Raw genomic sequence first — 14,111 nt, forward strand, 5'->3', positions numbered from 1 at the left:
GTGATTGATAAAAAAGACGACGCCTTTCTCGGGCAAAACATCAAAGGCATGATGATGACGCTGATCGCGCGCTGGAATGCTGAAATGGATGAGGCACGCGCAGAGACAGAGTTTGCAGATGTGCGCCCGGCAGACATTCGGGTTTTTGCACAACTGCGGGGGCGCACCGTAAAACTGTCGACAATACACCGCGAGATGGGCTTTTCGCGGCAGGCAGCGCAGCAGGCCGTAGAGCGTCTGATTGGTCACGGTATGATCACAGTGCAGCCTGATCCTCATAGCAAACGCGACAAGCTCGTTTCCATCACGCCCAAGGGCCACCGGTGGCGCACGATCGCAGCAGAGCAAATTCGAAGAATAGAAACCGAGATAGGTGAGGCTATCGGTTCAGATGGCAAGGAAAGCCTGCGTCGGCACCTGATCACACTCGCCAGCGATAAGTGATCCCCACCCCAAACAAAAAAGGCGCAGCCTAAGCTGCGCCTCTCTCATGTTTTATCCGCTCAGATCACTTCAGATCAAAGCGATCCGCGTCCATGACTTTGGTCCAAGCCGCGACAAAGTCACTGACCAGCTTGGCCTCACCGTCGCTCTGGCCGTAGACCTCAGCCACTGCGCGCAGTTGTGAGTTGGAGCCGAACACCAGATCCACGCGGGTGGCGGTCCATTTCACGTCGCCGCTGGCGCGGTCTTTGCCCTCATAGACGCCGTCTTCGCCTTCAGACCACTCGGTGCCCATGTCCAGCACGTTCACAAAGAAGTCGTTGCTGAGCTGGCCAACGCGGTCGGTGAAGACACCGTGCTGGCTGCCGCCGTGGTTGGCACCCAGCACACGCAGGCCACCGACCAATGCGGTCATTTCCGGTGCGGTCAGGGTCAGCAGCTGTGCCTTGTCCACAAGCAGCTCTTCCGGAGAGATCGTGAACTGCGCCCGCTGATAGTTGCGGAACCCGTCTGCCTGTGGCTCCAGCATGCCAACGCTTTCCACATCGGTCATCTCCTGGGTCGCATCCCCACGACCCAGGGAGACCGGCACGGAGACGTCATGCCCTGCATCAAGAGCAGCCTTCTCCACTGCCGCGGCACCCGCGATCACGATCAAATCGGCTGTGCTGACAGGCTTGCCAAAGCTAGCTTTGATCTCTTCCAGCTTGTCCAGAACCCGCGCCAGCTCTTCTGGCTCGTTGGCCGCCCAGTCTTTCTGCGGTGCCAGACGCACACGGGCGCCATTGGCCCCGCCACGCATGTCGCTGCCACGGAAAGTGGAGGCAGACGCCCAAGCGGTTTTCACCAGATCGCTCACCGACAGACCGGAGCCGATCACAGCCGCCTTCAGTGCAGCCACATCGTCGTCAGACAGGTCGGTTTCGCTGGCCGGAACCACATCTTGCCAGATCAGCTCTTCGGCTGGCACTTCTTCCCCCAGATACCGGGCACGTGGGCCCATATCGCGGTGGGTCAGCTTGAACCAGGCGCGCGCAAAGGCATCGGCGAACTCTTCTGGGTTCTCATGGAACCGCTTGGAGATCGGGCCATAGATCGGATCCAGACGCATCGCCATATCGGCGGTGGTCATCATGGTCTTCACCTTCTGGCTCGCGTCATGGGCCGCTGGCGCCATGTCTTCTTCTTTGACGTCGATTGGCTCCCAGATCCACGCACCCGCCGGGCTCTTGGTCAGGTTCCACTCATAACCAAACAGCAGATCAAAGTAGCCGTTGTCCCACTGGATCGGGTTTGCCGTCCACGCGCCTTCGATGCCGGAGGTGGTGGTGTCGCCACCCTTGCCGCTGCCGTGCTTGTTGATCCAACCAAAGCCCATGGCTTCGATCGGGGCCGCTTCCGGCTCCGGGCCAACCAGCTCAGGGTCGCCTGCGCCATGCGCCTTACCAAAAGTATGGCCACCAGCCACCAGCGCAACAGTTTCCTCGTCGTTCATCGCCATCCGCGCAAAGGTCTCGCGAATGTCACGACCGGAGGCCAGCACGTCCGGCTGCCCGTCAGGACCTTCCGGGTTCACATAGATCAGACCCATCTGCACTGCAGCCAGCGGGTTCTCCAGATCGCGCTCACCCGAGTAGCGGGAGTTGTCCGCATCAGAGCTCGCAAGCCATTCCGCTTCCGCGCCCCAATAAACGTCCTCTTCCGGCTCCCAAACATCTGCACGGCCACCGGCAAAGCCAAAGGTGGTGCCACCCATGCTTTCAATCGCCACGTTGCCCGCGAGGATATAGAGGTCCGCCCAGCTGATCTGGTTGCCGTATTTCTGCTTGATCGGCCACAACAGACGACGCGCCTTATCGAGGTTGCCGTTGTCAGGCCAGGAGTTCAGCGGCGCAAAACGCTGCTGTCCGGTGCCACCACCGCCACGGCCGTCCGCTGTCCGGTAGGTCCCGGCTGAGTGCCACGCCATACGGATGAACAGACCGCCATAGTGACCATAGTCCGCAGGCCACCAGTCCTGACTGTCTGTCATCAGCGCCGTCAGATCTGCCTTCAACGCCTTGTAGTCCAGTTTCTTAAATTCTTCCGCATAGTCAAACGCGGTGCCCATCGGGTCAGATTTGGCAGAGTTCTGGTGCAAAATCCGCAGGTTAAGCTGGTTTGGCCACCAGTCGCGGTTGCCACGTGTCTTGTTGCTGGTGGCGCCATGCATCACCGGGCAACCACCTGTTTTCATATCTCCGTCCATATCGGTCTCCTGTCGGATAGATGGGTTTTTCGATTCTCTGAAGGCAGTCTACGCCCAGGGCGGGTATTTAAAGAAGTTGCATTTTCCAATCGGTTTAATAAGTAAAACAAATGACAAACCTCACGCTCCGCCAATTGCGCTACTTCGAAGCCCTTGCACTGCACCGCCACTTCGGACGGGCCGCTGACGCCTGCGCCATCTCCCAACCGGCTTTGTCCCTGCAAATCAAAGAGTTGGAGGAAGATCTTGGCCTCCCCCTGTTTGAGCGCTCCAGCCGCCAAATCCGCCTCACGCCTTTTGGCGAAGACATGGCAGAACGTGCCCGGAACGTGCTGCGCAGCGTGGAGGAAATCGGCGAAATGGCGCGGATGGCGCAATCGGGTCTCGTAGGGCGTTTGCGGCTTGGGGTGATCCCCACCATCGCGCCCTATTTGCTGCCCAATCTGCTGCGTCGGCTGAAGACCGATTTCCCCGATCTCACACTGCACGTGCGCGAAACCATGACAGCCACGCTGATTGAAGAGCTGCGTCAAGGCCGCATCGACACCGCCATTGTCGCCCTGCCCGTTTCAGAACCGACCTTTGAGGAAATGCCGCTTCTGTCGGAAAACTTCGTCTTGGTTCGCCCCAAGTCCGAGGCCGATGCCCCCGTACCAGCACCGGAAAATCTGGAGCGCGAACGTCTGCTTCTTTTGGAAGAAGGCCATTGCTTTCGCGATCAGGCACTCTCGTTCTGCGGCATGCCCACCGCCCGCGCCCATGAAGGGCTGGACGGCTCCTCACTCTCGACCTTGGTGCAAATGGTCGGCGCAGGTTTGGGCGTGACCCTGATCCCGGAAATGGCGGTCCCGGTCGAAACCCCTTCCGCAGAGGTCACCGTCGCGCGCTTCAAAGGCGTCGAGCCCAACCGCAAAATCGGCATGATCTGGCGCAAAAGCAGCCCGCTTGGGCCGCAGCTGCAAAGGATTGGGTACTCGGTTCAGACAAGTGCGGCGCTTAAGACAAGCTAATCTCATACCGCCGAATTTTGCATGACCAATGAGCTAAATATTAATTGGTACACTTATGGATCAATAGATAGAGGAAATGCACCAATGAATGCAGCTAAGCAGAGTTAATTGCTTAGAGCTACTCGGGAGGAAGAAATCTCTTCAACTTAATTTTCCCGCGTGTTTTGCCTTGTCGAACACTCCGACTAACTTCCAACCCGTTTTTATCAAACTTGAAACGAACGTCGGAAAAAGGCGCATACTTCGCGCCCCTCAAAATCTCTGTAACTTGCCGGTAGGTTGCACCAGACCAACTTCCTGAAGACCGATACTCTCCCGGAACACCCTTTCTGTCATAAAAGACATAACTGCACTCGCCCACCACGTATCTACAGTCATGAGGTTCGTATCTCACCTGTTTGCCATTCGGCCATTCTATACGAACCGTTTGACCTCTGGAGTTTCTAAAAATAGTTCGTTCATAAGTTGACTTATCGCCATCGACTAGATGTGCCTGAAACTCGTGCAGCCCGTTTTTGATACGCTCAAAGCGCAACAAAAAATCTCCCTTATCACTTCGTTCGTATAAGAAAATTGTTCCCTTTTTCAGATCGGTATACCCCTGATCCGGGTGCATTTGGGATACCGCTGAGACGGGGCAAAGCAGCAATGCGGCTAAAAGTAGGTAGATACGGCGCTTCATTGATCTCACTTCGAAGTGTTACCTTTCTTGAAACTACTTTAACGGGCATTCACCATCAAGCAACCACGCTAAATTTAAAACAGAGTGGGCCAGCGTCTACTTTCCCCTAGCATTCCCAACGCTTTGCGGCATTCTGCCCTCATGCGTATGATCCTGACCTTCTCGGCCCTCTTCCTCTCCGTCATCCTCCTGCAGCTCAGCTCTGGCGGCGTGGGGCCATTGGATGCACTCTCAGGCATTGCGCTTGGCTTTTCCACCGAACAAATCGGCCTTTTGGGTTCCGCCCACTTCCTCGGCTTTTTTATCGGTTGCTGGTGGTCGCCGCGCCTCATGGGCAGCGTCGGCCATTCCCGCGCTTTTGCCACCTTCACCGCGCTTGGGGCCATGGGCCTTCTGGGCCATTTCATCATTGTTGACCCCACCGCTTGGGCGATCATGCGGATCGCATCCGGTCTCTGTGTCGCAGGCTGTTTCACCGTGGTGGAGGCTTGGCTGCAATCCAAAGTCACCAATGAAACCCGCGGCCGCGCCATGGGCACCTACCGCGTGGTGGATATGGTCGCCTCCCTCGCCGCGCAGCTGGTGATCAGCGTTTTGGAGCCTGCCTCATATGTCTCCTACAATCTGCTGGCCTTGCTATGCTGTGTCGCCCTGCTGCCGATCACCCTCACAACCTCACCACAACCCAAAACCCCTGCGGCCCCGCGCCTGCGCCCCAAGCTCGCCTATGAGCGCTCACCGCTCGCCGTGGCCGGTGTGATTGTCGCCGCACTCAGCTCCGCCTCCTTCCGCATGGTCGGCCCGGTCTATGGCACCGAGGTCGGCCTTCAGGTCAGCCAGATCGCATGGTTTCTGGCCGCCTTTGTGCTGGGTGGCGCCATCGCGCAATACCCCGTGGGCTGGCTTGCAGACAAATATGACCGCCGCTGGGTGCTGATCTGGCTCTCTGCCGCTGCCGTGCTCAGCTGCGCCACCACCGTGACCCTGGGCGGGGGCAGCACCGCCATGGTGATGCTGAACGCAGGCTTCTTTGGCTTTACCTCCTTCCCGATCTATTCGGTGGCCGCCGCCCACGCCAATGACTTTGCCACGTCTGAGGAACGGGTCGAGCTTTCCGCCGCGCTGATGTTCTTCTTTGCCGTTGGCGCCATTGGCACCCCGCTCTTTGCCTCTGGCCTGATTGAGCGCTTCGGCCCCTCCGCGCTCTTCATCATGATCGCCGCAGGCCATCTGCTTCTGATCGTCTTTGGCCTCGCCCGGATGCTCGCCCGCCCAACCGTCGCCGACCGCACACGCTACGTCTATGCCCCCCGCACATCGTTCACCGTGGGGCGCATTACCAAACGACAGCGCGAACAGCCAACCAAGACTGACGAAACAGGAAATTGAGGCGCAAAAACCCGCGCCAAAATCCACCGACAATGCACTCCCGCGATACCACCGCGATACAGATGCAATACCGACGCGTTACCGACGTGCGATTTCCCCTGTGGAATTGCTCCGCCCTTTGAGCTAATTGGGGTCGAAACAGTTAAGGGACACCCAAAATGGCGCGCCATCTGATCACCTCGGCCTTGCCGTATATCAACGGCATCAAACACCTCGGCAACCTCGTTGGCAGCCAGCTGCCCGCCGATCTGTTTGCCCGCTACATGCGCGCGCGCGGCCATGAAGTTCTGTTCCTTTGCGCCACCGACGAGCACGGCACCCCGGCTGAACTCGCGGCTGCCAAGACGGGCAAAGACGTCGCAGATTACTGCGCCGAAATGCATAAGGTTCAAACCAAAATCGCCGAAGGGTTCCGCCTCAGCTTTGACCACTACGGCCGCTCGTCCAGCCCGCAGAACCATGCGCTGACCCAGCACTTCGCAGGCCGCCTTGCCGACATGGGCTTAATCCGCGAAGTCACTGAAAAGATGGTCTATTCCAACGCAGACGGGCGCTTCCTGCCAGACCGCTACATCGAGGGCACCTGCCCCAACTGCGGCTTTGAAAGCGCGCGTGGCGATCAATGTGACAACTGCACAAAGCAGCTCGATCCAACCGATCTGATCAACCCTTATTCCACCATCTCCGGCTCCACCGATCTCGAGGAGCGGGAGACCAAACACCTCTTCCTCTGTCAGTCGCAAATGCGCGACAAGCTGCAGGCCTGGATTGATAGCAAAACCGACTGGCCGGTTCTGACCACCTCGATTGCCAACAAATGGCTGAACGACGGCGATGGCCTGCAAGACCGCGGCATCACCCGTGATCTGGACTGGGGTGTGCCCGTTAAGAAAGGCGGCGAAGACTGGCCCGGCATGGAAGGCAAAGTCTTCTACGTCTGGTTCGACGCACCCATCGAATACATCGCCTGCGCCCAGGAATGGGTCGACGCCGGTAAGGGCGACGATTGGGAACGCTGGTGGCGCACCGACAAAGGCGCGGAGGATGTGACCTACACCCAGTTCATGGGCAAGGATAACGTGCCTTTCCACACGCTGTCCTTCCCCGCCACCATTCTCGGTTCTGAGGAGCCATGGAAAGCCGTGGATTACATCAAATCTTTCAACTACTTGAACTATGACGGCGGCCAGTTCTCCACCTCGCGCGGGCGCGGCGTATTCATGGATCAGGCGTTGGAAATCCTGCCGTCCGACTACTGGCGCTGGTGGCTGCTGAGCCATGCGCCGGAAAGCTCTGACAGCGAATTCACCTGGGAGAATTTCCAGCAATCGGTGAACAAAGACCTCGCAGACGTACTCGGAAACTTCGTCAGCCGCGTCACCAAATTCTGCCGCTCCAAATTTGGCGAAGAGATCCCTGCAGGTGGCGAACTCGGCGAAACCGAGACCGCGCTGATCAACGAACTCACAACCCGTCTGCGCGCTTACGAAGGCCATATGGCGGACATGGAAGTGCGCAAATCCGCTCAGGAGCTGCGCGCCATCTGGGTTGCGGGCAACGAGTACCTGCAGACGGCAGCACCTTGGTCCACCTTCAAGGAAGATCCTGAGAAAGCCGCAGCGCAAATTCGCCTCGCGCTCAATCTGATCCGTCTCTACGCTATTGTGTCTGCGCCCTTCATCCCAGATGCCTCAGCCCAACTGATGGCGGCGATGCAGACTGAGGACACAAGCTGGCCAGAAGATGTGGCTGCAGCGCTGGACACCCTCGCCCCCGGTCACGCCTTCACAGTGCCCGACGTCACCTTCCGCAAAGTCTCTGATGAAGAGCGCGAAGAGTGGCAGGAAAAGTTCGCGGGCAAACGCGAGAGCTAAACCGCACTTGCACTGAAATCCTTGGGGCTGCACCTTCTTAAACGTTGGTGCGGCCCCTTTCTTTTTGCGCTCTTACCCTCAAGCGTCGTGGGCCCTCATCCATTGCCCTGCGAATCTGACCAAGATCAAAGCGCGACCTTGCGGTATTTCATAGTAAGCTGATGTCAACCGCGCGCGATGCGTGCTCTGACGTGATGTTTGACCGACGCAAAAGGAGACCAAGAAATGGAAGCCATCCTGAACGTGATCTGGAATATCATTGAGATCATCCCACCCGTCATCACGGCATCCATCATGATGCTGGGCATCAGCGCGTTTGCAGGTGCACTCCTTTGCCTCTTCGTGGCTGTGCTGGCCATGCGCCGCGAAAACAAAGCGAACTGACATCGCCTCTCATCAGCTGCGCGTTCAGAAAAACCGCCTGCAAAACTTCGAATTATCAGAGATTTATCTGGTACCCGCGGCCGGACTCGAACCGGCACGGCCTATACGGCCTAGAGATTTTAAGTCTCCTGTGTCTACCATTCCACCACGCGGGCACGCAGCGCGAACATAACGTCAGCGGCGCGACAATAGCGTGTTGGCCGTCAGTGTGAAGAGGGTTTGCCCGTCAAAATGCAAAGTTTTTTGCACATCACCAAAGCCGCTAGATCCCAATCGCCGCGCACAGGTTACAGGTCTTCTCCCGGCTTGTCTGACACGCCCGGCGCCCGATAAAGTGAGCGTTCCGGCAGCCAGGGATTAAGCTCCAAAGCCGCAGCCAAAGCATCCTGCGCCTCAGCCTCCCGTCCCAGACCAATCAGCGTCAACGCCAGCCCGGACTGCGCCGCCACATGACGCGGCGACAGATCAAGCGCCCGCTCCAGATCGGGCAATGCCGCCTCAAAATTCTGGCTCAGAAAATTCACAAACGCCCGCTGATTGTACCCTTCCGCGTAATCTGGACAGTACGCAATCAACGCATCAAAATCTGACCGCGCACCCAACAAATCCCAGGACTCACGCTTGCGCATTCCCCGGTTCAAAATCTCCTGCGCGGTGTCATCCGGCGCATCCGCCCAATATTGCCACATCTCCCCGGAAAGTATCTGTGCCGAAGCCTGATCCGGCGCCCTTTGAACCCGCTCAATCAGGGCATCCAAGGCCACAGTATGGTCAGGTGGCGCGGGACAATCCGCAGCAAATGCGGGGTGACAGAGGCAAATCGCGGCAAGATATCTCAACATCCGCAAAGGCTGACACGGCATCCCGCATTGCGCCAAGTCACATCTCTGCGAGGCCAGTCTCTTTCACCGCCTGCATGGCCACATAGGTCGAGGTGCTGGCCACATAGGGCAAAGCGGAAATCTTCTCCCCCAGCACCCGTCGATAAGCCGACATGCTCGCCGTGCGCACCTTGAGTAGATAGTCAAAATGGCTGGCAATCATATGCGCCTGCTCGATCTCCGGCACCTCGGCAACGGCTTCATTGAAGGCCTGCAGAGCACGCTCTCGGGTCTCTGAGAGCTTCACCTCGACAAAGGCCACATGATCAAGCCCCAACCGTATCGGATCCAGCAAGGCGCGATAGCCTGTGATCACCCCTTCGCGCTCCATACGTCGCAACCGCGCTTGGGTCGGGGTCTTGGAGAGGCCGATCTCGCGCGCCAGATCTGTGATCGAAATGCGCCCATCACGTGACAGCACATCGAGAATCGCCCGGTCATAGCTATCAAACGCGACATTTTCACTTTGCATATCATGACCCCAAATTTTTGCACATTTAGACTACTCAGACATCCTCCTTAGGAGAATATGACCATATATACCAAGATATACTACACAAAAGACAGGAGGCGACATGACCAATAAGCGCGATTTTATCGACACCACGACTTACCGGGACGAAACCGCCTTGATTGCAGAGCTGGTGCAACAGGCAGCGCTGTCTGACAGCGACCGCGCTGCCATTTGCCAGAGCGGCGCACAGCTGGTGACAAAAATCCGCGAAGAAACACGCCCCGGCCTGATGGAGGTCTTTCTCGCAGAATATGGCCTGTCCACAGATGAAGGCGTCGCTTTGATGTGTCTGGCCGAGGCATTGCTGCGCGTGCCAGACGCCGAAACCATCGACGCGCTGATCGAAGACAAAGTGGCCCCCTCAGATTGGGGCAAGCATTTGGGGCAATCCACCTCGCCTCTGGTCAACGCCTCCACATGGGCGCTGCTGCTGACAGGCAAGGTGATGGAGGATAGCAATCCCGGCCTGATCGGCACCCTGCGCGGCGCAGTGAAACGTCTGGGCGAACCGGTCATCCGAACCGCCGTGGGCCGCGCCATGAAAGAGATGGGTCGCCAGTTCGTGCTCGGAGAAACCATCACCTCCGCCATGGAGCGCGCAGCGCATATGGAGGCCAAAGGCTACACCTATTCTTACGACATGCTCGGTGAAGCGGCGAAAACCGACGCGGACGCGATGCGCTATCACCTCGCCTACTCCCGCGCGATCTCCGCCATCGCAACCGCCTGTATTCACGACGACATCCGTCAAAACCCCGGCATCTCGGTCAAACTCTCGGCCCTTCATCCCCGCTATGAGGTCGCGCAATCCGCGCGTGTCATGGAACAGCTTGTCCCCCGCCTGCGCTCCCTCGCCCTCTTGGCCAAATCCGCAGGTATGGGCCTAAATATCGACGCTGAAGAGGCCGACCGTCTTTCACTCTCCATGGATGTGATCAGCGCGGTTCTGGCAGAACCAGCGCTGGCGGGCTGGGACGGCTTTGGCGTCGTGGTCCAAGCCTACGGCAAACGCGCGGGCGCGACGCTTGATTACCTCTATGAGCTTGCCCAAAAATGTGAGCGCAAGATCATGGTGCGGCTGGTGAAAGGCGCCTATTGGGACACAGAGATCAAGCGCGCTCAGGTTGAAGGGCTGGAGAGCTTTCCGGTCTTCACCAACAAAGCCGCCACCGATGTCTCCTACATCGCCAACGCCCGCAAACTTCTGGGCATGACCGATCTCATCTACCCGCAGTTTGCCACCCACAACGCCCATACGGTTGCCGCTATTCTGCATATGGCTGAGGATAAATCTTCCTTTGAGTTCCAACGCTTGCACGGCATGGGTGAAGCTTTGCATGATCTTGTGCTCACCGATGAAAGCACCCGTTGCCGCATTTACGCACCTGTTGGCGCACATCGCGATCTGCTTGCCTACCTTGTGCGCCGCCTTCTGGAAAACGGCGCAAACAGCTCGTTTGTCAATCAGATCGTAGACGAAGACGTGCCGGCAGAGGTGGTTGCCCGTGACCCGTTCCGCGAAGCGCTCAATCCAACCGCCAAGCTGCTCACAGGCCCCGCGCTGTTTGCCCCTGAACGGCCAAACTCCAAAGGCTTTGATCTGACCGATCTGCCCACATTGGATGCCATCGACACGGCGCGCGAACCGTATCGCAAAACCACTTGGGCCGCAGCGCCGCTCATTGATGGCCCAACGCAGCCCGTGCCTGCCGTAGCCGTTGAAAACCCAACCCTGCCGACCGACAGCCCGGGCACCGTCGCCCATGCTAGCCAGAAGGACATCGAGACCGCGCTCAGCGCTGCCGCGCCTTGGGATGCCTCAAGTGAGGAGCGTGGTGCCATCTTGGCCCGCGCGGCAGATCTCTATGAAGAAAACTTTGGCATGTTCTTTGCCCTGCTCGCGCGGGAGGCCGGCAAAACGCCGAAGGATGCTGTGGCCGAGCTGCGCGAAGCAGTTGATTTCCTGCGCTATTACGGGGCCAACGCGCCAGAAACCCCGCCCGCAGGTCTCTTCACCTGCATCTCTCCCTGGAACTTCCCGCTAGCCATTTTCACCGGTCAGATCTCAGCCGCGCTGGCGGCAGGCAATGCGGTTTTGGCCAAACCGGCTGACCAGACACCGCTGATTGCACATGAAGCCGTCAAGCTGCTGCATAAGGCCGGAGTGCCGCGCAGTGCGCTGCAATTGCTCCCGGGCGCAGGCGCGACTGTTGGCACAGCGCTCACTTCGGACCCGCGCATCAACGGCGTGGCCTTCACAGGTTCCACGGCCACAGCGCTGCGCATTCGCCAGACCATGGCCGCCAACCTCGCGCCCGGCACCCCGCTTATTGCGGAAACGGGCGGCCTGAACGCGATGATCGTAGACTCCACCGCTCTGCCTGAGCAGGCTGTGACCGCAATTGTCGAAAGCGCCTTCCAATCGGCTGGTCAGCGATGTTCGGCCCTGCGCTGCCTCTATGTTCAGGAAGACATCGCCGACACTCTGCTCGACATGCTCAAAGGCGCGATGAAGGAGCTTTCACTGGGCGATCCCTGGGAGCTGTCCACGGACAGTGGCCCTGTGATCGACACCGCCGCGCATCGCACCATCGCCGCACATATTGCGCAGGCTGAGGCAGAAAAACGCGTTCTTTATCAACTGCCAACGCCGCAAACCGGCACATTCATTGCCCCCACATTGATCCGCGTGCAAGGCATTGCCGATCTCACGCGGGAGATCTTCGGCCCAGTCCTCCATGTGGCAACCTTCAAAGCCAGTGAATTGGATCAGGTGATCGACGACATCAACGCCACCGGCTACGGGCTGACCTTCGGTCTGCAAACTCGGATTGATGACCGTGTGCAGCATGTCTCTGATCGTATCAAAGCAGGCAACATTTATGTGAACCGCAACCAGATTGGCGCAATCGTCGGCTCTCAACCCTTTGGCGGAGAGGGCCTTTCCGGCACCGGCCCCAAGGCAGGTGGGCCGCATTACCTGTCCCGCTTTACCAAACCGCAAAGCCAGCCTTCAGGCCAATGGCACACAGAGGTCGCGCGCGAACATGTGCAGGCACAGCTGGATCAAGCAGGCGAAGCGGTCGCGCCTCACACAACATCCCTCCCCGGACCAACAGGCGAGTCCAACCGACTGACAACATTTGCCAAATCACCGGTCCTATGTCTTGGCCCCGGTGCAGAAACCGCGCAAGCCCAAGCGCAGGCTGTCATCAATTTGGGCGGGCGGGTAGTTGTTTCCGATGGCCTGCTGCGACCAGAGGCTCTGAGTGATCTCATGGACTTCTCAGGCGCGATCTGGTGGGGGGATGACGAGACCGGACGCCAGATGGAGCAGGCTTTGGCCAAGCGCGAAGGCCCAATCCTGCCGCTGATCACCGGCCTGCCGGATGCCGCACGGGTTCTAGGGGAGCGCCACGTCTGCGTGGACACCACGGCCGCCGGCGGTAACGCAGCGCTTTTGAGTGGGGGCGGTTGACCTCCCCCGCAATTCACCGCAGCTTGGCCGCATGTTTCCAATCCGCGATCACAATCCGTCAGGCCGCACGCCGTTTGTCGTCTATGCGCTGCTCATCCTCAATATCGGGATCTTCCTGAGTTATCAGCCGATTATGGGCGATGATTACCGCCTTGCGCTGTTCTTTGATCAATGGGCGCTGATCCCCGCCGCTGTCACCGAGGGCCAGCGCCTGCATGGGCTTTTTAGCTCCATGTTCCTGCACGGCGGCTGGATGCATTTGCTTGGGAACATGCTGTTTCTATGGATCTTTGGCGACAACCTCGAAGACGAGATGGGCCATGTTGGCTTTCTCGTCTTCTACATCCTGTCGGGCCTTGGTGCAGGCTTTGCCCAGATCGCGGCGGATCCTGACAGCATCATTCCCATGGTGGGGGCCTCAGGCGCCATCGCCGGTGTGATGGGCGGCTATCTCCTGCTGTTCCCCAAGGCGCGCGTCGACATCCTGCTGATTCTCATCATTATTTTCCGCATCTTCACCATCCCTGCCTGGATCATGCTGTGTTTCTGGTTTGGCCTTCAACTGTTCAACGGGGTGCTGAGTGATCCGGAAACCGGCGGCGTGGCCCATTGGGCCCATGCGGGCGGGTTTGTGATCGGCGTGGTGCTTTCCATTCCGGTCTGGCTCCGCCTTGGCGGCACCGGATTTTGGCAGCGCACCCACGGACATCCGCCACACCCTGAGACCCGCTATCGTCTTAGCCAGAGTTCCATTCCACGTGTCAGGAGACGCCGATGAGCCAAAAACTGACCTGCCATTGCGGGGCTGTTGAGATACAGGTGACCCTCGCACAAGACCTGAGCGAAGCACGTTCCTGCGATTGCTCGTTTTGCCGACGCCGCGCTGCGCCAAACGTGGATGTGGCGCTTGAGGATCTCACCATCATCAAAGGCGCGGACAGCCTGTCGCTCTACACCTGGGGCACAAAGACCGCGCAGCACTACTTCTGCCGCCATTGCGGAATTTACACCCACCACCAGCGCCGCTCCAACCCCAACGTCTATGGCGTCAACATCGGGGCACTCGAAGGCGTGAACCCTGCCGATTATGCCCCGTTTGACTGGGTTGATGGCGTCAATTTCGCCCTTGATGAGGACACCAAACAAAAAACCTGACCCAATCGGGCCAGGTTTCAAATTATCTTAAGCGCATCAAAGCGGACTTAGG

12 protein-coding genes and 1 tRNA gene are annotated in these 14,111 nt (G+C 58.6%); 8 read left to right on the forward strand and 5 right to left on the reverse strand.

Annotated elements, in window-relative coordinates; genetic code table 11:
* A complete protein-coding gene (locus J7400_RS11800; RefSeq protein ID WP_209063401.1) occupies positions 1-444 on the forward strand; it encodes a MarR family transcriptional regulator in 444 nt (147 codons plus the stop codon).
* 64 nt (positions 445-508) lie between these two features.
* On the opposite strand, the gene katG is transcribed toward J7400_RS11800, so the two are convergent.
* Positions 509-2,692, reverse strand: coding sequence for a catalase/peroxidase HPI (gene katG / locus J7400_RS11805; RefSeq protein WP_209063403.1), 2,184 nt, complete (start codon positions 2,690-2,692; stop codon positions 509-511).
* Positions 2,693-2,802: 110 nt separating this feature from the next.
* Between katG and J7400_RS11810 the strand changes: the two genes are divergently transcribed.
* Positions 2,803-3,702 carry a hydrogen peroxide-inducible genes activator gene (locus J7400_RS11810; protein ID WP_209063405.1) on the forward strand — a complete coding sequence of 300 codons (900 nt, stop codon included), beginning with the start codon at positions 2,803-2,805 and terminating at the stop codon, positions 3,700-3,702.
* A gap of 118 nt (positions 3,703-3,820) precedes the next feature.
* Here J7400_RS11810 and J7400_RS11815 read toward each other — a convergent pair whose 3' ends face one another.
* Positions 3,821-4,384 (reverse strand): hypothetical protein, encoded by a 564-nt coding sequence (locus tag J7400_RS11815; RefSeq protein ID WP_209063407.1) that lies wholly within the window; start codon positions 4,382-4,384, stop codon positions 3,821-3,823.
* Between the two features lie 141 nt (positions 4,385-4,525).
* Between J7400_RS11815 and J7400_RS11820 the strand changes: the two genes are divergently transcribed.
* The 3 genes from J7400_RS11820 (at position 4,526) to J7400_RS11830 (ending at position 8,031) form a co-directional block, all read left to right on the forward strand.
* The gene (locus J7400_RS11820; protein ID WP_209063409.1) at positions 4,526-5,773 is read left to right on the forward strand and encodes an MFS transporter; all 1,248 of its coding nucleotides are present in this window, start codon (positions 4,526-4,528) and stop codon (positions 5,771-5,773) included.
* Positions 5,774-5,931: 158 nt separating this feature from the next.
* Positions 5,932-7,647 (forward strand): methionine--tRNA ligase, encoded by a 1,716-nt coding sequence (gene metG, locus J7400_RS11825; protein WP_209063411.1) that lies wholly within the window; start codon positions 5,932-5,934, stop codon positions 7,645-7,647.
* A gap of 225 nt (positions 7,648-7,872) precedes the next feature.
* The gene (locus tag J7400_RS11830; protein ID WP_209063413.1) at positions 7,873-8,031 is read left to right on the forward strand and encodes a hypothetical protein; all 159 of its coding nucleotides are present in this window, start codon (positions 7,873-7,875) and stop codon (positions 8,029-8,031) included.
* 68 nt (positions 8,032-8,099) lie between these two features.
* Here J7400_RS11830 and J7400_RS11835 read toward each other — a convergent pair.
* From J7400_RS11835 to J7400_RS11845, 3 genes are all read right to left on the reverse strand, one after another.
* A tRNA-Leu gene (locus J7400_RS11835) sits at positions 8,100-8,186 on the reverse strand.
* Positions 8,187-8,318: 132 nt separating this feature from the next.
* Entirely contained in the window at positions 8,319-8,873 is a 555-nt protein-coding gene (locus J7400_RS11840; protein ID WP_247738769.1) for a tetratricopeptide repeat protein, read from the reverse strand.
* A gap of 37 nt (positions 8,874-8,910) precedes the next feature.
* A complete protein-coding gene (locus tag J7400_RS11845; protein ID WP_209063423.1) occupies positions 8,911-9,384 on the reverse strand; it encodes an Lrp/AsnC ligand binding domain-containing protein in 474 nt (157 codons plus the stop codon).
* 103 nt (positions 9,385-9,487) lie between these two features.
* Here J7400_RS11845 and putA point away from each other — a divergent pair, with 103 nt between their 5' ends.
* From putA to J7400_RS11860, 3 genes are read left to right on the forward strand one after another with little or no spacing between them, the layout of a single operon-like run.
* On the forward strand, positions 9,488-12,904 hold the full coding sequence (gene putA, locus J7400_RS11850) for a bifunctional proline dehydrogenase/L-glutamate gamma-semialdehyde dehydrogenase PutA (protein WP_209063425.1): 3,417 nt from the start codon (positions 9,488-9,490) through the stop codon (positions 12,902-12,904).
* Between the two features lie 31 nt (positions 12,905-12,935).
* Positions 12,936-13,682 (forward strand): rhomboid family intramembrane serine protease, encoded by a 747-nt coding sequence (locus J7400_RS11855; protein WP_209063427.1) that lies wholly within the window; start codon positions 12,936-12,938, stop codon positions 13,680-13,682.
* On the forward strand, positions 13,679-14,059 hold the full coding sequence (locus J7400_RS11860) for a GFA family protein (RefSeq protein ID WP_209063429.1): 381 nt from the start codon (positions 13,679-13,681) through the stop codon (positions 14,057-14,059). Before J7400_RS11855 ends, J7400_RS11860 begins: the two co-directional genes overlap by 4 nt.
* The last annotated feature ends 52 nt before the right edge of the window (positions 14,060-14,111 follow it).

It is taken from the genome of Shimia sp. R9_2, from assembly GCF_017743735.1.
GTDB lineage: Bacteria > Pseudomonadota > Alphaproteobacteria > Rhodobacterales > Rhodobacteraceae > Shimia.

Bases quoted from the DNA above. Each gene is read 5' to 3' on its own strand.
- katG (WP_209063403.1), bottom strand. From the start codon at position 2,692: ATGGACGGAGATATGAAAACAGGTGGTTGCCCGGTGATGCATGGCGCC.
- J7400_RS11810 (WP_209063405.1), top strand. From the start codon at position 2,803: ATGACAAACCTCACGCTCCGCCAATTGCGCTACTTCGAAGCCCTTGCA.
- J7400_RS11815 (WP_209063407.1), bottom strand. From the start codon at position 4,384: ATGAAGCGCCGTATCTACCTACTTTTAGCCGCATTGCTGCTTTGCCCC.
- J7400_RS11820 (WP_209063409.1), top strand. From the start codon at position 4,526: ATGCGTATGATCCTGACCTTCTCGGCCCTCTTCCTCTCCGTCATCCTC.
- metG (WP_209063411.1), top strand. From the start codon at position 5,932: ATGGCGCGCCATCTGATCACCTCGGCCTTGCCGTATATCAACGGCATC.
- J7400_RS11830 (WP_209063413.1), top strand. From the start codon at position 7,873: ATGGAAGCCATCCTGAACGTGATCTGGAATATCATTGAGATCATCCCA.
- J7400_RS11840 (WP_247738769.1), bottom strand. From the start codon at position 8,873: ATGTTGAGATATCTTGCCGCGATTTGCCTCTGTCACCCCGCATTTGCT.
- J7400_RS11845 (WP_209063423.1), bottom strand. From the start codon at position 9,384: ATGCAAAGTGAAAATGTCGCGTTTGATAGCTATGACCGGGCGATTCTC.
- putA (WP_209063425.1), top strand. From the start codon at position 9,488: ATGACCAATAAGCGCGATTTTATCGACACCACGACTTACCGGGACGAA.
- J7400_RS11855 (WP_209063427.1), top strand. From the start codon at position 12,936: ATGTTTCCAATCCGCGATCACAATCCGTCAGGCCGCACGCCGTTTGTC.
- J7400_RS11860 (WP_209063429.1), top strand. From the start codon at position 13,679: ATGAGCCAAAAACTGACCTGCCATTGCGGGGCTGTTGAGATACAGGTG.